Source organism: Pseudoalteromonas sp. Z9A5, assembly GCF_011378875.1.
In the GTDB taxonomy this organism is placed as follows: domain Bacteria; phylum Pseudomonadota; class Gammaproteobacteria; order Enterobacterales; family Alteromonadaceae; genus Pseudoalteromonas.
On record NZ_WTLC01000004.1, the window covers coordinates 163646 to 180481 of the forward strand.

The window sequence follows — 16836 nt, forward strand, 5'->3', positions numbered from 1 at the left end:
AAAGGACTATTTATGACGTTTACTTTACCTAAACTAGATTATGAATACGATGCACTAGAACCTCATATTGATAGTAAAACAATGCATATTCATCATACTTTGCATCATCAAACGTATATTAATAAAGCCAATGCAGCTTTAGCTGACACGGTGTATGCAAACGAAAATGCTGAAGAGTTACTTAAGGGAATAAATGAGCTACCAAGTAATTTGCAAAAAGCAGTGCAAGAACATGCAGGTGGGCATTTTAATCACAGTTTATTTTGGCAGGTTATGAGCCCGCAAGGTGGTGGAGAACCAAGTGGTATTCTTGGCGACGTTATAAATGAGGAGTTGGGTGGTTTTAGTGAATTTAAAGATAAATTTACTACAGCGGCTTTAAGTCAATTTGGCAGTGGTTGGGCGTGGCTTTGTGTAACGCCAAATAAAAAATTGGTTGTAGAAAACAGCGCAAATCAAGATTGCCCATTAATGCAAGGTAATACACCTATTTTGGGGCTCGATGTATGGGAACATGCTTATTATTTGAAGTATCAAAATAAACGCCCTGAATATATTGCTGCTTTTTATAATGTAATTAATTGGACTGAAGTTGAAAAACGCTACCTAGCTGCGGTAAGTTGAGTTCCGAATATGGCTAGTAATGTGAGTTTATTTGTATAAGCTAGGCTTTATTAGGTTAACTTATAGAGCCGTTTATGGACACTTCACATTGGCAAAAAGCACGTCAGAGTCGCGATCCTCGCTTTGACGGGCTTTTTTACGTAGCGGTAAAAAGTACCGGCATTTATTGCAGGCCTATTTGCCCAGCAGCAACGGCTCACGAAAAAACGTTGCTTATTATCAATTTGCTCATAACGCGGCGCAAGATGGCTTTAGACCTTGCATTCGTTGCCGGCCCGATAGTGCCCCAGGCAGTGCAGCATGGCAGGGGACAAAAACTACTGCACTTAGAGCAAAACAGTTAATAGATCAAAATGATGAACACGACTGCGAAAATTTAGCTTCAAGATTAGGTATAAGCAGCCGTTACTTAAGGCGTTTATTTAAGCAGTTTTTTGGCGTGTCGATCACGCAATACAGGTTATTCAATCAATGTCATTTTGCAAAAAAGCTACTACAAGAAACAAACTTACCCCTTACCGAAATAGCGTTTGCAGCTGGCTTTAAAAGCATTCGGCGTTTTAATGATGCATTTTTACAGCAGTTAAATATAGCACCCTCAAAAATACGTAATAGTGATAAAACACCAACTTCTACAATCACACTAATTTTGCCATTTAGACCCCCTTATAATTGGGCTGCCTTGCAAGGATTTTTAGCTAAGCGACTTATTAAGCCCATGGAGTGGATAAGTGATACAAGTTACGGGCGCACGTTTTCAGACAAAAACTGCAAGGGTTATTTTAATGCAAAATTTATAAGAGATAAAAATCATTTTAGTGTTGAGATAAGCATAAGTAATACGCTTTACTTACAGCCTATTATTAATAATATACGGCGCGTGCTTGATTTAGATGCAGACATTAATTTAATTGAAACGCACATTAAACATAATATAAATGGTGCTTTTAATGTAACAGAAGGTTTAAGGTTACCTGGTATTTGGTCAAGTTTTGAAGCAGGAATTAGAGCCGTGCTGGGTCAGCAAGTCAGTGTTACAGCCGCTCATAATTTAGTTACCAAACTTGTAGATGTGCTTGGTGAGCAGCATGATAACGCTATTTATTTTCCGGAGGCAGAGATAGTTGCTAATAGTGATTTTGGTTTTTTTAAAATGCCACAAGCACGTAAAAATGCACTGCATAACCTTGCTCAATATTGTAGTTTAAATCCTAATACAGATGATTTAGACGAATGGCTAAGCTTAAAAGGAATTGGTCCTTGGACCGTAAATTACGCTAAACTGCGAGGCCAAAGTCAGCCAGATATTTTACTAGATGGTGACTTAGGGATTAAAAAAGCACAGGCGGCTGCCACTCCTTTTGATGCAGTTAACTGTGCACCTTTTCGCTCTTATTTAACGTTTCAACTTTGGCAGCAATTGTAATGATAATTCAAACAAAAATACCAAGCCCAATAGACGATATAATTATTCAGGCTAGTGACATAGGCGTAAGTTACGTTGGATTTTATCCACCAACCGAGCATACAAATACTCCTTTCAGTAAGGTTACTAACAAAGCAATACTTATCTGTGCTGCGCAATTAAACGAGTATTTTAATAAAGAACGAACCACTTTTAACGTACCACTTGATACCAAAGGTACGCCATTTCAACAAAGTGTGTGGGAAGCATTGCTAACGGTGCCTTTTGGTCAATCTCAAACATATGGTTATATTGCTAATGCTTTAAATAACCCAAAAGCAGTAAGAGCAGTCGGTGCTGCTAACGGTAAAAACCCGATTAGCATAATTGTACCGTGCCATAGAATCATTGGTGCAAATGCAAAGTTAACGGGTTATGCGGGTGGACTTGATAGAAAACGTTGGTTATTGGAGCACGAAGGATTAATGTAAATTCATCACTCGCCACTAAAGAGTGTGACCTTTGTGGATTGAAATTTGTTCAATCTAGGGGCGATTTAATCACGACGCAAGGTTTGTAATCTAGTGGGCTTGATAACTGCTTCTGGGTTACTCTACGGCCTTAGAACCATGTAGGAATAAGTAAAAACCGAGCAAAGCTTCCGCGTCCTGCTTATGCCCCTTATCTAGATTAATGTATAAAACAAAGAATCAATCGTCCTAGGAATAACCCAAAGTTCAACGCGCCTTAGTGTTTAATAAATAAATATTATTGGCAAATTAACTATGCAAATTGGTATTAATTTAATATTAGGGTAGCATTAGCGCACTTTTTATTAAATGGCACCCCAATGGCTCAATTATACTTTTACTACTCTGCAATGAATGCGGGTAAATCAACTACGTTATTACAATCAGCATTTAATTATAAAGAACGTGGAATGGAACCTGTTATCCTTACCGCAGCCATTGATGACAGACAAGGCGTGGGTAAAGTATCGTCTCGTATAGGCTTACAAGCTGACGCGCACGTATTTGATGCTAGTAAAGATGTTTTTGATCTTATTCAATCGCTTAACAGTGATAAAAAACGCCATTGCGTGTTAGTTGATGAATGCCAATTTTTATCAAAAGAACAAGTAATGCAATTAACCGACGTGGTTGATGAATTAGGTATACCGGTATTATGTTATGGCTTGCGTAACGACTTTAGAGGCGAGTTATTTGTAGGATCGCAATACTTACTTGCATGGGCTGATAAGTTAGTTGAGCTTAAAACGGTATGCCATTGTGGTCGTAAAGCTAACCACGTACTGCGTACAGATGAAAACGGTGAAGCAATAGCCGATGGTAACCAAGTAGAAATTGGCGGCAATGACCGATATGTTTCGGTATGCCGCAAACATTATAAAGCCGCTTTAAATATGGGCCGATAAAGCATTTATAAATGTATCAATATTTTCGCGCGTAATATCTAAATGCGTTACTAGCCTGAGTTGTTTACTTGGGCTAAATAATATTCCTTGGCCTTTAAGTGCTTCAGCAATCCCTTCTATGTTTATGCTACTTTCAAAAGTTGCGTAAACCATATTAGTTGTATTACTCATATCAACAGTAAAACCACTTAGCGCACTTAATTTTTGAGCAAGATATCGCGCATTTGCATGATCATCACTTAAGCGATTTATATTATGCTCAAGTGCGTACTGCCCAGCAGCTGCAAGCATTCCAGCTTGACGCATACCGCCGCCAAGTACTTTTCTCCAGCGTCTTGCTTTATCAATAAGGGTTTGTGAGCCTAATAATAAAGAGCCAACGGGTGCACCTAAGCCTTTAGATAAACAAATAGAAACTGAATCAAAGTATTTTGTAATGTCAGTTATATCAACCTTTAACTCAGCGGCAGCATTAAATGCACGTGCGCCATCTAAGTGCAGTGCTAAATTATGTGTATTAACAAAATTGCGTGCTTGGGCTAAGTATTCAAGAGGGAGTACTTTGCCGCCAATCGTATTTTCTAAACTAAGCAATCGGGTTTTAGCAAAATGGCAATCGTCTGGTTTTATCGCTGCAGCTATTTTACTGAAGGGGATGCTACCGTCTGCTTCATTTTCGATAGGTTGTGGTTGAACAGAGCCTAAAACGGCTGCGCCGCCACCCTCAAACTTATAGTTATGGGCATTTTGGCCACAAATGTATTCGTCACCTCGTTCACAATGCGCCATTAACGCAAGTAAGTTCGCTTGTGTACCTGAGCTGCAATAAAGTGCGGCTTCAAAATTAAAACGCTCACACGCATAAGCTTCTAGCTGGTTAACGCTTTCATCATCGCCATATACATCGTCACCAACAGGTGCGTTGTGCATAATATCGCGCATTTTTTTAGAGGGTTTTGTTACTGTATCAGATCGAAAATCTATCATGATTGCCTTATCCTTTTTATAACTTAAGCCAGCTCGCTACAAATTTGTTCGCGAGTGTCTTTATCAAAATAGCTCCATGCAATAAAGCGGCTAATTTTTTGACCTTGTGCCATATCAACTATTTTATATTGTGCTATTGGGTGAGCTTTTAATACCTCTTCTAGTGCTGCAATGTTATCTTTTTTAGACACCAAAGAAGTAAACCACATAACTTGCTCAGCAAAGTTTTCGCTTTCTTTAATCATATTAGAGATAAATTTAACTTCACCGCCATCACACCATAACTCATTATTATGACCGCCAAAATTAAGGGCATTACTAGGGGCTTTGCCTAAGTTTTTCCACTTTCGTTCGCTGCCTTTAGATGCTTCTTCAGCGCTTGCATGAAACGGAGGGTTGCATAAAGTTAAATGATATAACTCTTTTTGATTTACAACGCCGTTAAAAATAGATGCAGCATTTTTTTGGTGTTTTAAGGTTATTTTTAAACCATTAAATTGCGCAATTTGTTTCGCTATTTTTATTGATGCAGCATCAATATCGGTACCCGTAAAATGCCATTTATATTCATGCATTCCTGTAAGCGGATATACTAAGTTAGCGCCTGTGCCTATATCCAATACTTTAATTTGCTTACCAAGAGGAATATTTTGTTGATTATCGTCGCTCAACAAATCTGCTAAATAGTGTATGTAATCTACTCTTCCAGGAATTGGAGGGCATAAGTTGTGCTCAGGAATATCCCAAAAGTCCACATTGTAATGCGCTTTTAAAAGAGCCTGATTGAGTGTTTTTACAGCCTTGTTATCGCTAAAATCAATGCTTTGCGTTCCCGCAGGGGTTGTAATCATAAAAGGCAGCAGAGCAGGGTGTTCTGTTGTTAGTAGATTGAAATCGTAACCATTTTTATGCTGGTTTCTTGGGTGTAACTTTGAGCGTGTAGTATTTTCTTTCATGGTTTCATTTTAACAACAGATACAATGGCGTAAGTGTAACAAATGCGGGTGGGTAAAGTGCAGACATTTCCTTTGGTATATCTAAAATTACTGGTAGGATGAGTTTGTAATAATAAAAAGGAATCACCGTGGGCATTTCTCAGCAGTCAATAATAATTGATTTAAATCCTCAGCAAACTCTTCATTTACGCCGTATAGCTGATGATAATAAACAAGGTCCTGTTGTTTTTTTTATGCATGGGGCGATTGAAAACGGTAAAATTTTTTATACCCACAGCAATAAAGGGTTAGCGCCTTTTTTAGCTGAACACGGTTATCGTTGTTACGTTGCTGACTTACGCGGCCGAGGTGATAGCAAACCTGTTATTTCAAGTGAATCACAATATGGACAAACCGAATCTATTTTAGAAGATATTCCCGCTTTTATTAATCAAATAGAATTACTCGAAGGTAAAAAGCCTGACTATTGGGTAGCGCATTCGTGGGGCGGTGTACTTATGAACAGCGCGTTTGCTCGGTTCCCTCATTATATTAACGATGTAAAAGCGTGTGCATATTTTGGTACCAAGCGTTCATTGTTTAATAATCATCCTAAAAAGTTAGTGCAAGCCAATTTGATTTGGTATTTTATGGCGCCTTTACTTGCTAAAAAACACGGTTATTTACCCGCAAAACGTTTAAAGTGGGGGAGTGATAATGAAACCAAAAAATCGCATTTTCAAAGTATGCAGTGGGCTAAAAAAAGTCCATGGGTAGACTCAGATGACGGCTTTAATTATGCACAAGCACTCAAAAACATGCATTTACCACCTACGTTACATATAGCCGCAGTAAAAGATAAAGCGTTAGCGCAACCAATCGATATACAAAAATTTATGGATGAATCAGGACCCGGAATACAACAAATGCGAATTTATGGTCGTAAACACGGGCATAGTTTTGATTACGATCATATTAATATGCTTACCCATCCAAGTGCGCGGGATGATCAATTTAAAGATTTACTTAATTGGTTTAACGACCATCCTACCATTTAGCTTTCATCAAATAATTTTAGTAAAGGCGTTTTATAGCGCTCCCATTTTACAATAGCGGTGTTGTTTATTGGTTTGCGAATAGCGTGTTTACTTAATGTATTTACGGGGGCGTTACGTTTATAAAATGCTAATGAGCTTTCTTCAAAGTTACAGCCTAAAAATTGCAGGAGTGATGTAAGTTGCTCTACTGGGTTCGTTACTAATTCTTCGTAGTTTATGTTGTAAATAGACAGTGCTGGTATTGTTTGCCAGTGAATCATGAGCTTTTCATATAAAGCATGATATTGCTTAAATTCAACAAGTGAGCAAAAGTAAGGTTCGTTTTCAGCAAAGTAATTACTAAAAACAGAAAACGCTGTAGCGTTAAAGTCGCGGGTCAAATTTATAAACTTCGCATTCGGAAATAATATATGTATAAGCCCAATAGACTGATAGTTACTGGGTAGTTTATTAATAATAAACGGTTTAATAGGCGTAGCGGTTTTTAACGTGGTTATGTAAATTTCGCGGGCTTGAACAACGAGTTCATGTGTTAAATGGTTTAAGCATTGTGGATACGCAAAGCCCGTTTTTTGCTCTAAAAAAGCAGCCACATTGTTACTTATACTTGTGCTTTCACCTATGCTGCTAAATTGACTGTGATTAGCGAGCATTTGTTCAAGTAATGTAGAACCACTTCGAGGCATACCAATTATAAAAACAGGGGTTACATTACCTGTAAATTGTTTGTCGGCAGAGCTAATAAGTATATTGCTATTACATTTAATTATTTCATCGTAAAAAATAGCTAAATCATCGGTATTAAAGTCACTCAGCTTTCTTTGTAGCTTATTTGCTAATACAAAATAGTTAAATGCTTGATCAGTATCCTCAAGCGCATCATAACTCTTTGCTAAAGCGTAATAACACACCATTTTTAATCGTAGATTATTTGTTTGAGTTAAAAAGTGGTGCAAGTTACTTACGTAGTTATGTTCTTTATTAAAACGCCCTAATTGAACTAATTCAAATAAAATGTAAGCCGTAACGGGGTAAAGCCCCATGCTCAGCGCATGTGCAAATGTAGTGTGTGCTTTGTTTAAATCGCCGTATGTTAAATAATGCTGCGCTAAGTAGTAGTGAGGCTCGGGGTTATTAATGGCTAGGCTTTTTGCATACTCAAGTACAGTAAGTGCGTCTTTAGGGGAGTTTACGCCGTTAAACGCATCAGCTAATGCATGCAATGGCTCAAGCATTTTAGGTAATCGTTCGCATGCTTTTTGCAGTAAATAAACAGCAGCATCAAAGCGCTCTAGCCTTAGTGCAATTCTACCTAAACCAAATAGTGCATCGCCATTTTCAGGGCTACTTTTTAGTAGTGTTTTATAATGAAACTCTGCTTCTTTGAGTTTGTTTTGGTCAAGTAGTTGGTTGGCTTTAGTGAGTAACATATTTATACCAATTTTATTAAAAAAATAATCATTCTATCGCATTAAATAGCGTACTCACTGCGTTAAAAGTTATTCATATAGAGCAACTATATATCATAGTTTCCGCCTTGTTATTACGCTATTTTCTGAGCGCTATAATAGAACACTTATTCAATGCAATTGGTATTGTACATTATTGTTTTTTATTAACTATAAAACTAAAAAGGCGAAATGTCTTTAACATTTCGCCTTGGGGTATCATGAAAAAAGTTTAAAAAGTATACGTTGCTTTAGCGTAGTAAAAACCACCATTAATACCAAACGGAGATGTTTCGTAGAATTGTCCACCCCAGTTATTGTTTGGCACACCAGCAGTATCTGCAAAATCAAGTTTTTCTGCATCTTGGTCAAATATGTTTTGAGCACCAACTGAGAAGCTAACTGATTCGTTTAAGAAGTACGTAACCTCTGCATCAACTGTTACAGCAGCATCTGCTGTTTTAGCGGTTGCATCGTAGTCAACGTGAACACCTTGGTATTCACCGTAGTAGTTTAAGCGAGTAAATGCCGAAATATCTTCCCACTGTTGAGACAGTGTAAAAGTAGCACGGTGATTAGGTAAATCTTCTTCTAAGCGCTTAACTTTAAATGCACCTGTAATTTCACTAAATTGAGTAACTTCAGTGTCATTCCAGTTATATGCAAGGCTAAATGTTGAGCTTCCGCCCATTAGTTCAGCTGTATAGTTTGCAACTAAATCAATACCTTGTGTTGTTGTATCAAAGTCGTTAGTGAAAAAGCTTACCTGTGCAAGACCCTGTACATTAGGTACTCCTGCAGCAGTAAGGGTATCTTTATCAGCTTGGCTTAAGTTAATTTTATCTGATTGGCTAATACGGTCATCTACTTGAATATTGTAGTAATCAAGTGTTAAGAATAACTCGCCGATTGTGTATACAGCACCGAGTGTAAAGCTTTGTGATTCTTCAGGTTCAAGCTCTGTACCACCTAACTGAATTGCAATTGGGTTAGTTGGCGGAAGCAGTGCCGAATCTTGTAGTACGCCGCTGTCTAGGCTTGTTTGTACGTTACTTACATTAGCTTGACCAACTGTAGGAGCACGGAAACCGCTGCTTACAGAGCCACGAATATTTAAATCTTCTGTTAAATGGTATTGCGCCATTACTTTGTAGTTAGTTGTGGTACCAAAGCTATCGTAGTCTTCAAAACGAAGTGCTAAGCCAACTAAAAAGTCTTCAGTAAACGGGGCTTCAATGTCTACGTAAGCGGCATAGTTACGACGAGAAAACTCACCTGCTTGTGATGGTTTAAATCCAGGAAAACCATTTGAGCCAATACCAAAGCCTTGATCAGTTAGTGGGCCCGCTGTGTAAGACTCCTCGTCTCCTGCGGTAATAGTAAAGGTTTCTTCGTGCCACTCTAAGCCACCGGCTACATTTACATCATACGCTAAACCAAAATCAATGCCTTTTGAAAGGTCTAAATTAAAGTTTTTTTCTAATTGGCTGTATTTACCAGGGCTAAAGTCTCTCGGTGTATCAAGACCTAAAGAAGCATTAACAGTATTGTAAATGAAGTAACGAGATTCATTTAAACCAACACTTCCGCTTAAATCATAATAAACATCTTTCATAAAGCCATCGGTGAACATACCCTTAGTACCGATTGTTAAAGAGGTATCAGTTATGTTGCCACCAAAGTTAGGTGTAAAGCCACCCGGTAATACTTCGTTAAATGCAAAACAATCAGGGTTGTTAGCAACACCGCTAATATAGTCTGGGTTGTCTAACACATTGGCATCAATTGCAATAGTAGGGCAGTTAGCACTCATGTCTGGTGTTAAATCTGCTACTAGCAATGTTTCGCCGCCATCGTTTGAGTAAACACCTGAACGGGTTTGCGGGTTACGGTAGTAAAAGCCACCACGTACATCACGTTCAGAATAGTTACCAAACATGTAAAATTCAGAATCGTTTGTTAGCTCCAAGCCTACATTACCAAAAATAGTAATGTCGTCATCTATTTCTGGCGCGCCCCAAACTTGTGCAAGCGAAGATACATCAGGTACACCCGCAGTAATTAAGTCTGCAGCATCTTGACGTTGAACTGAGCGGCTTGTTGCATCGGCTGTTTTATATTGAAAACTTAAGTTAGCAAAACCATTGTCGGTAAATGGTAAACCCACGTTACCCGAAACTTGTGTTGTGTCGCCGTCACCTTCGTAAAATTGGCCGTGGCGAACTTCTAATTTACCGCCTTCAGATGCGTCTTTTAATTGAAAGTTCATTACACCCGCAATCGCATCAGAACCGTATTGTGCAGCAGCACCATCACGAAGTACTTCTACTTGTTTAATAGCAATACTAGGAATAACCGAAATGTCAGAGCCCTGTGCACCATCGTTAATACCACCGCCTAAAAATGCGATTACAGATGCACGGTGACGACGTTTGCCGTTTAAAAGAACCAATGTGCTGTCTGATGGTAAACCACGTAAGTTAGCTGGGCGAACAAGAGAAGCCGCATCGCTAATAGGGTTTTGGTGAACGTTAAACGAAGGAACCGCACCTTTTAATAGCTCAAGCATGTCGGTGTTGCCCGAGCGTTCTAATTCTTCGCCGCCAATAATATCAATAGGAACCGGTGAATCACCAATTGAACGAGGAGCCGAACGCGTGCCTACTACGGCAATTTTTTCTAAGTTTTTATTAACTTTAACTTGTGCTTGCTCATCTGCTGCAATAGCAGAACCTGAAATAAACAACCCTACAGTGGTTGTAGCTAAAGCAAATTTAATTGCTTGATTTAGCACTCTATTTTTAAGTTTCATCCTAATTTTCCCCAGTTAGAATAATTTTTATGTTGCGACGTTATATTTACATATCGCTTATTTTAAATTTAGTAAACTTTTCACGTAAGTATTGAAAAAATAATTGTTGCTTCTTCAAAATGCCTAATCAATTAAGCTTACTTTTTGTGAGTTCCTATTTACAGCCTATACATAAAAAACAAGGAGAGCAATCGTTAATTAACTATTTGGTAACAAAAAGGTGTAAGTGAAACAAAAGTGCAACAATGGTGCGTTGGCTTGGCATAATTGAAAAAAATAAGTGCAAAATGAATACAGGGAGGTCATTTAATGCAAAAATTAGGTTTTAAATGTTGCTATTTTGTATTTTCATTGAGTGTTTTAGAGGGTAGTTGTGTTGTTTTCCATAACGCTAATTTTTGTTTGTATTCGTCCCATACACAGGGTGAGCAGCTACCTCCGCCACAACATTCATCAGAGTTAGGGCGCTCTGGTTTAGTTATTATAGCGTTTGGTGTTGGTTGCATGTTAAATCGTTTATAAGTACTAAATTGGTGCAAAGAGTAAAGTAACTGCACTAGCAAGTAAATTATTCTTTGTTAACTAAGCTCTGTGTGTGAAAATGCAAGTTATGCAATTATATAAAGTTATTCACCGTGCACCATGGCGGGTCGTTAAAATTAGTAAAAAGCGCCAACAGCTGCGTTTTCGTCGTGCTATGGTGGCGCTTAAAATTGCCCTAGCGCAAGAAAAAAAAGAAACCATAGAAATGCTGTCTATTTATAGACGCTACACGCAAGGGCAAACTAATAAGGCAGAGCTAAAAAGAGCAAACGAGCAGTTTGTTGATATTTTAAAAGGATTAGGACTAGGCGTATTTGCAGTTTTACCCTTTGCTCCGCTTACCATACCCTTAGTTGTTAAATTAGGGCGTTTAGCTGGGGTTGACGTGCTGCCAAGCTCGTTTAGCATGAACAAGTCAATTAAAGACATTGATAAAGAAATAGCGCAAGAAAATCAAAAGCAAACTCACAAAAAACCGCTGCAAAAGTAACCTAAAATCTCTCTAAATTAGCGATACCTTTTAAGTGTGCTTATTGATATGCTCCTAGGTACCATTTTTATATTATACGAGCTATTTAATGAGTGCATTACTTCGTCATACTTCTTCTGGTATTCCTTTATCATTTATTTTAAAAAACGAATTATCCGACTGGCAAACTCAGCAACCTGCATTTATACAAAACTGGTTAAACAACACAGGCTTTGAAAAAACAGGCTTAGCGCTTATTCCTGATGCTAAAACTGGCGAGATAAGCCACGTTTTTTGCTTAATGCAAAGTAGCGATGACTTTTGGGCTGCGGGTAATTTAGCAAATACACTTCCTATCGGTACTTATCAAATTCAAGGCGACAGTGCTTTTGTAGAGCAGGTTGCGCTAGGGTTTGTGCTTGGTGGTTACGAGTTTAGTGAATACAAAGAAAAGCCAACAGCAAAAGCGCAATTGGCAATTAACGACAAAGCGCTGTTTGAACGCATTAGCCAACAAGCAGATGCAATTACACTTGCGCGTGATTTAGTTAACACGCCTGCGGTTGATATGATGCCGCAACACTTATCACAAGTGATGGAAGATTTAGCGGCAACTTACAACGGTGAATTTTCGCAGTGGATTGGTGATGAGTTACTAGAGCAAAACTACCCCACTATTCATATGGTAGGTCGTGCAAGTGAAAACAAACCACGTTTACTTGATTTAAAATGGGGCGCAGCAGACGCTCCATTAATTACGCTAGTAGGCAAGGGCGTATGTTTTGACTCAGGCGGACTTGATTTAAAACCAAGCTCTGGTATGCGTAACATGAAAAAAGACATGGGCGGCGCCGCGCATGTTATTGCACTAGCACAACTTATTATGGCAGCTAATTTGCCAATTAGATTACGCGTGCTTGTACCTGCAGTTGAAAACGCCGTATCGCGTAATGCATTTCGCCCAGGTGATGTAATTAAAACACGCAAAGGTATTATGGTCGAAATTGATAATACCGACGCGGAAGGCCGTTTAGTATTATGTGATGCGCTAAGTGAAGCACAAAACGATAATCCTGAACTTATTATTGATTTTGCGACCCTTACGGGTGCATGTCGTGTTGCGCTAGGCACTGAACTTCCGGGCTTTTTCTCAACAGAGCGCGACGTAGCGAACGGTATTATTGATTCAGGTTTAAGTGTACACGACCCTGTTTGGCAACTTCCGTTGTTTGAGCAATACAAAAGCTTATTAAAAAGTGATGTAGCCGATATGGCAAACTGTGCAAGCACACCGTTTGGTGGTGCTATTACTGCGGCGCTTTACTTAAAAGAATTTGTTGAACCAACAACACCGTGGGTACATTTTGATGTAATGGCATGGAACTTACGTGCTTTACCTGGTCGCCCAACAGGCGGCGAAGCATTAGGTATTCGTGCAGTGTTTACTTACCTACAAAACCGTTTTAATAAGTAAGTTTTTTAATCAATAGCAAACACTTGAGCTTATGAACTTTAAACCTCGTATAGCTCAAGTGGTAAATTGTCTGGATCGGCAAAAAAGGTAAACTTTTTGCCGGTTATTTCATCTACCCTAATATCCTCAACGTTTACATTACACGACTCTAAATATGCTTTTGCACTCTGTATATTAGCTACTTTAAACGCTAAATGCCTTAATCCTTGGGCTTCGGGATAGCTTGGTCTTGCTGGTGCATCATCAAACGAAAACAACTCAATTTGGCTGCCATCGGGCATAACTAAATCTAATTTATAAGAATTACGTTCTGCCCTAAAATGCTCATTAATAACGTTAAGTTTAAGTACATTGCTATAAAAATGTTTAGAACGTGCATAGTTACTGCAAATAATAGCAGTGTGATGAATACCTAAAAGTTTCAAATTCAATTCCCTAAAAGCAAAAACGCACTTATTAAGTGCGTTTTATTTGTGCTTATAAATTATTAAGCTTAGCTTGGCTCTGCTTCTTTACATGCTTTAACCGCTGGTGCAACAAGCTCTAAACCTGTTTTATCACACGAGGGTAACGCTGCATCACTTACACTAATAGGCGTTACACGTTCGCCCCATTTTATGTAACTTGCAGCCCACGTAAGACCTGCACCAAATGCAGCAGACATAATGTTTGAATGCGGCTTAATTAACCCTTGTTCAACCGCTTCACATAACGCAATAGCAATTGTTGCCGCAGAGGTATTACCATATTCACCAATGTTAACCATTACCTTTTCGTCAGGTACTTTTAAGCGATGCTGAATAGCCTGAATAATACGTAAGTTAGCCTGATGCGGCACAAGTACATTAATATCATCAAGGCTCAAATCGGCTTGTTTTAGTACATCGTCGCACGCTTCGCTCATGCCTTTTACTGCACGTTTGAAAATTTCACGACCTTCAAATAATAAATCAGAAGGACCTATTGGCTCATACTTATTTAAATTGCTACCAAAGTTAGTGATGTGCAAAATATCGCGATCTTCACTGTCGCAACCGGTTTTACTTGCAAGTAAACCTGCTGGTGTGTCTGCAGCTTCAAGTACGACTGCACCTGCACCGTCACCAAATAAAACAGCGCTATCGCGACGTGCCCAGTTTACGTACCAGGTCATGCGTTCGGCAGCAATTACCACTGCTTTTTTGATCATACCCGCTTGAATTTGTGCCGTAGCAGCTTGCAGTGCATATAAAAAGCCCGAACATGCCGCGTTAGTATCCATAGCCGCAGCGCCGGTTGCGCCAATGTTTTTTTGCACCTGTGATGCCGTATTTGCCACTACAGTAGAGGGAGTACAGGTTGCTAATATCACCAAATCGATATCTTTAGGGTCAACACCTGCACACGCAATAGCGTGTTTTGCGGCAACTGTAGCTAATTCGGCGGTACTTACGTGGCTCACTCGACGAGATTTGATGCCGGTACGCGAGGTTATCCACTCGTCGTTAGTATTTACTATTTCGCTAATTTCATCGTTGCTAATGCTTGCTGGTGGAATGCATTTACCCCAACCAGTGATATGTGCGTAAGACATAGTATGTTCTCTTAAAGTGGTATGACATGTGTTACTAATGGGGGAGTTATACCAAAAAACAGCTTTCAAGACTAGTTCATAACAGGGTTTGTACCTTAAATATTCAAAATTGACGGATGTTTAAGGTTTATCGGTATAAAAAAGAGCAGACAAAGCTTGAATATAAAGCATGTTTATTAGCAACAAATAATGTATTTAAGTAATAAAATAACTCTGCCCTTATCAACCTAATTAAACATAAAACAAAAATAGAGCTAACCCTAAGTTAATCTAACAAAGTAGGTATACGAATATAAATCGCGAATGATAAATTACAAGCTAAAGGTTAAATAGTAATAAACTCCAATTGATACATGAGGGCGTGTTGAACTTTGGTGGTTGAATTTACAGCAGTGTGCTTGGTTTTTAGGCAAGGCAGAGCCTATGAAGTGTGGTTATTCCCCATAAATAGGCGATAACGCAGCATAAAGACCAAACATGCGCTGCCCTTTGGGTTCTTTCTAGGGACGATTGACTCTTTGTTGCTCGGTTTTTACTTATTCTTACATGGATGTAAGTCAGTAGAATAACGCAGGAGCAGTTATCGAGCCCACTAGGTTACAAACCTCGCGCCGCGATTAAATCGCCCCTAGATTGAACAAATTTCAATCCACAAAGATCAACACGCCCTAGTATTAATTTAGAATAACAAGTTTGATACTATAAAAACGCGCGACTATTAAAGTAAAACGCTTTGATATTTTAAAATTTTAAAGGAATAAACATGACAAACATCGTACGTGAGTATAAGCCCTTGGGGCTAAATAGAATTGTTGATCGTTTTGAAAGTACTTATAATAAAAATATAAAATTCATGAGTGTACGTAGAGATAATTTAATTTCGTTATTAAGCAATGCAATCACAATTTGCCAATGGTGGTCGTTTGACTTAACCGATGAAAACAAGCAAAAATCTATAAAAGCATTAAAGCTTGCTGCAAAAGCAGGTGAGGCTGTTTTTAGGCTAGGTCGAGAGCCTGAAAAAGAGCAGCGTATTGTGATTGACGATATATTAGATGCCACCTACAACGGCAAAGGTATGTTGTGGGAAGGTGGTTTTTTGGATGCCGTTAGTTGGCAAGAAGCCTTTTTTTGTGCGGCAATTGTCCGTGACCAAGCAGCGATGGATAGTTTAGTGAAGTTTCCTGTGTCTGTAATGCGTCAGAGCTCTACCACAAACAGTGAAGCCGAGTATGTACTTGTTGAATTAATCCAAGGTATACAACGTCGAGTATCAAATGATGAAGGTTTAGCTTTACTAGGCAAAGCGCTAGAAGAGGTTAAATTAGATACCACAGACCCGTGGGTTAACTATTGCACTGGTGGTAAAACAAATTTTGTATTTGCCTTTATGATGAAAGGAGAGGTTACCCCGAGTACGGCATTAGCAAATGCATTAACTGATAGCTGGGAATATTGTGAGCGTTATCGTGATTTAGAAGGGTATGAGCAACCTCACTATTATATGCCAATTAATTTGCTCGGTTTAGCATGCATGGCAAAAGATTATGGTAACGAATTAAACGTGCAATCAGATTTTATTCCACAGTTTTATATTGATGGCGATTACCTTTAATTTCACCCAAAACGCCCCAAAAACCGACATAATTTAAAGGAATAACCATGATAAACATAAAGCGTGATTACGAGTCTGTAGAGCTTGAAGATAATATCAAACGTTTTGAAAGAAGATATAACAGAGTAAGTCAAAAATTGCACATTAAAAGAGATAATTTAATAAGTTTTTTTGGCAGTGCAATAAAAATCTGTCAGTGGTGGTCGTTTGATTTAACCGAGGAAAACAAGCAAAAATCAATAACCGCATTAAAGCTTGCCGCCAAAGCCGGTGAGGCTATTTTTAGGCTAGGTCGAGAGCCTGAAAAAGAGCAGCGTATCGTGATTGACGACATATTAGATGCCACCTACAACGGCAAAGGGATGTTATGTGAAGGTGGGTTTTTGAGTGCCATTCGCTGGCAAGAAGCCTTTTTTTGCGCAGCAATAGTACGAGATAAAGCCGTTATGGACAGTTTA

Annotated in this window: 15 protein-coding genes and 1 pseudogene; 9 read left to right on the forward strand and 7 right to left on the reverse strand. The window is 38.7% G+C overall.

The window, feature by feature from the left end:
• Window positions 1–12: 12 nt before the first annotated feature.
• The 4 genes and pseudogenes from GQR56_RS04180 (at window position 13) to GQR56_RS04195 (ending at window position 3464) form a co-directional block, all read left to right on the forward strand.
• Window positions 13–624 carry a superoxide dismutase gene (locus tag GQR56_RS04180; RefSeq protein ID WP_166109260.1) on the forward strand — a complete coding sequence of 204 codons (612 nt, stop codon included), beginning with the start codon at window positions 13–15 and terminating at the stop codon, window positions 622–624.
• Between the two features lie 74 nt (window positions 625–698).
• Window positions 699–2050 (forward strand): annotated as a pseudogene (locus tag GQR56_RS04185) (AlkA N-terminal domain-containing protein).
• Window positions 2050–2520, forward strand: a complete 471-nt coding sequence (locus tag GQR56_RS04190) for a methylated-DNA--[protein]-cysteine S-methyltransferase (RefSeq protein WP_024610384.1) — start codon at window positions 2050–2052, stop codon at window positions 2518–2520. The pseudogene GQR56_RS04185 and the gene GQR56_RS04190 overlap by 1 nt, the downstream one beginning before the upstream one ends.
• 359 nt (window positions 2521–2879) lie before the next feature.
• Complete coding sequence (locus tag GQR56_RS04195; protein WP_024610383.1) at window positions 2880–3464, forward strand: thymidine kinase; 585 nt, start codon at window positions 2880–2882, stop codon at window positions 3462–3464.
• Here GQR56_RS04195 and ltaE read toward each other — a convergent pair.
• Window positions 3447–4451 (reverse strand): low-specificity L-threonine aldolase, encoded by a 1005-nt coding sequence (gene ltaE / locus GQR56_RS04200; RefSeq protein ID WP_166109261.1) that lies wholly within the window; start codon window positions 4449–4451, stop codon window positions 3447–3449. The two genes, GQR56_RS04195 and ltaE, sit on opposite strands and share 18 nt — an antisense overlap.
• Before the next feature lie 23 nt (window positions 4452–4474).
• Window positions 4475–5407 carry a 23S rRNA (adenine(1618)-N(6))-methyltransferase RlmF gene (gene rlmF, locus GQR56_RS04205; protein ID WP_166109262.1) on the reverse strand — a complete coding sequence of 311 codons (933 nt, stop codon included), beginning with the start codon at window positions 5405–5407 and terminating at the stop codon, window positions 4475–4477.
• 128 nt (window positions 5408–5535) lie between these two features.
• Here rlmF and GQR56_RS04210 point away from each other — a divergent pair, with 128 nt between their 5' ends.
• Window positions 5536–6444, forward strand: coding sequence for an alpha/beta fold hydrolase (locus tag GQR56_RS04210; RefSeq protein WP_166109263.1), 909 nt, complete (start codon window positions 5536–5538; stop codon window positions 6442–6444).
• On the opposite strand, the gene GQR56_RS04215 is transcribed toward GQR56_RS04210, so the two are convergent.
• From GQR56_RS04215 to GQR56_RS04225, 3 genes are all read right to left on the reverse strand, one after another.
• A complete protein-coding gene (locus GQR56_RS04215; protein WP_166109264.1) occupies window positions 6441–7874 on the reverse strand; it encodes a sulfotransferase in 1434 nt (477 codons plus the stop codon). The two genes, GQR56_RS04210 and GQR56_RS04215, sit on opposite strands and share 4 nt — an antisense overlap.
• A gap of 250 nt (window positions 7875–8124) precedes the next feature.
• The gene (locus tag GQR56_RS04220; RefSeq protein WP_166109265.1) at window positions 8125–10704 is read right to left on the reverse strand and encodes a TonB-dependent receptor; all 2580 of its coding nucleotides are present in this window, start codon (window positions 10702–10704) and stop codon (window positions 8125–8127) included.
• 335 nt (window positions 10705–11039) lie between these two features.
• A complete protein-coding gene (locus GQR56_RS04225; RefSeq protein ID WP_076917042.1) occupies window positions 11040–11210 on the reverse strand; it encodes an oxidoreductase-like domain-containing protein in 171 nt (56 codons plus the stop codon).
• A 104-nt stretch (window positions 11211–11314) separates the two neighbouring features.
• Here GQR56_RS04225 and GQR56_RS04230 point away from each other — a divergent pair, with 104 nt between their 5' ends.
• Window positions 11315–11737, forward strand: coding sequence for a hypothetical protein (locus GQR56_RS04230; protein WP_024610376.1), 423 nt, complete (start codon window positions 11315–11317; stop codon window positions 11735–11737).
• Between the two features lie 88 nt (window positions 11738–11825).
• Window positions 11826–13190, forward strand: coding sequence for a leucyl aminopeptidase family protein (locus GQR56_RS04235; RefSeq protein ID WP_166109266.1), 1365 nt, complete (start codon window positions 11826–11828; stop codon window positions 13188–13190).
• 38 nt (window positions 13191–13228) lie between these two features.
• Here the strand turns inward: GQR56_RS04235 and GQR56_RS04240 are convergent, their stop codons facing one another.
• Window positions 13229–13615 (reverse strand): VOC family protein, encoded by a 387-nt coding sequence (locus GQR56_RS04240; RefSeq protein ID WP_166109267.1) that lies wholly within the window; start codon window positions 13613–13615, stop codon window positions 13229–13231.
• 68 nt (window positions 13616–13683) lie between these two features.
• Window positions 13684–14763, reverse strand: a complete 1080-nt coding sequence (locus tag GQR56_RS04245) for a ketoacyl-ACP synthase III (protein WP_024610373.1) — start codon at window positions 14761–14763, stop codon at window positions 13684–13686.
• Window positions 14764–15526: 763 nt separating this feature from the next.
• Between GQR56_RS04245 and GQR56_RS04250 the strand changes: the two genes are divergently transcribed.
• Together GQR56_RS04250 and GQR56_RS04255 are read left to right on the forward strand one after the other, a co-directional pair.
• The gene (locus tag GQR56_RS04250) at window positions 15527–16378 is read left to right on the forward strand and encodes an immunity 49 family protein (RefSeq protein ID WP_166109268.1); all 852 of its coding nucleotides are present in this window, start codon (window positions 15527–15529) and stop codon (window positions 16376–16378) included.
• Window positions 16379–16425: 47 nt separating this feature from the next.
• The coding region (locus GQR56_RS04255; RefSeq protein ID WP_206018086.1) for an immunity 49 family protein at window positions 16426–16836 on the forward strand (411 nt) is incomplete at its 3' end.

What these genes read in the sequence shown, in the direction of transcription:
- GQR56_RS04180 (WP_166109260.1), top strand. Translation starts at nt 13, where the DNA reads ATGACGTTTACTTTACCTAAACTAGATTATGAATACGATGCACTAGAA.
- GQR56_RS04190 (WP_024610384.1), top strand. Translation starts at nt 2,050, where the DNA reads ATGATAATTCAAACAAAAATACCAAGCCCAATAGACGATATAATTATT.
- GQR56_RS04195 (WP_024610383.1), top strand. Translation starts at nt 2,880, where the DNA reads ATGGCTCAATTATACTTTTACTACTCTGCAATGAATGCGGGTAAATCA.
- ltaE (WP_166109261.1), bottom strand. Translation starts at nt 4,451, where the DNA reads ATGATAGATTTTCGATCTGATACAGTAACAAAACCCTCTAAAAAAATG.
- rlmF (WP_166109262.1), bottom strand. Translation starts at nt 5,407, where the DNA reads ATGAAAGAAAATACTACACGCTCAAAGTTACACCCAAGAAACCAGCAT.
- GQR56_RS04215 (WP_166109264.1), bottom strand. Translation starts at nt 7,874, where the DNA reads ATGTTACTCACTAAAGCCAACCAACTACTTGACCAAAACAAACTCAAA.
- GQR56_RS04220 (WP_166109265.1), bottom strand. Translation starts at nt 10,704, where the DNA reads ATGAAACTTAAAAATAGAGTGCTAAATCAAGCAATTAAATTTGCTTTA.
- GQR56_RS04225 (WP_076917042.1), bottom strand. Translation starts at nt 11,210, where the DNA reads ATGCAACCAACACCAAACGCTATAATAACTAAACCAGAGCGCCCTAAC.
- GQR56_RS04230 (WP_024610376.1), top strand. Translation starts at nt 11,315, where the DNA reads ATGCAATTATATAAAGTTATTCACCGTGCACCATGGCGGGTCGTTAAA.
- GQR56_RS04235 (WP_166109266.1), top strand. Translation starts at nt 11,826, where the DNA reads ATGAGTGCATTACTTCGTCATACTTCTTCTGGTATTCCTTTATCATTT.
- GQR56_RS04245 (WP_024610373.1), bottom strand. Translation starts at nt 14,763, where the DNA reads ATGTCTTACGCACATATCACTGGTTGGGGTAAATGCATTCCACCAGCA.
- GQR56_RS04250 (WP_166109268.1), top strand. Translation starts at nt 15,527, where the DNA reads ATGACAAACATCGTACGTGAGTATAAGCCCTTGGGGCTAAATAGAATT.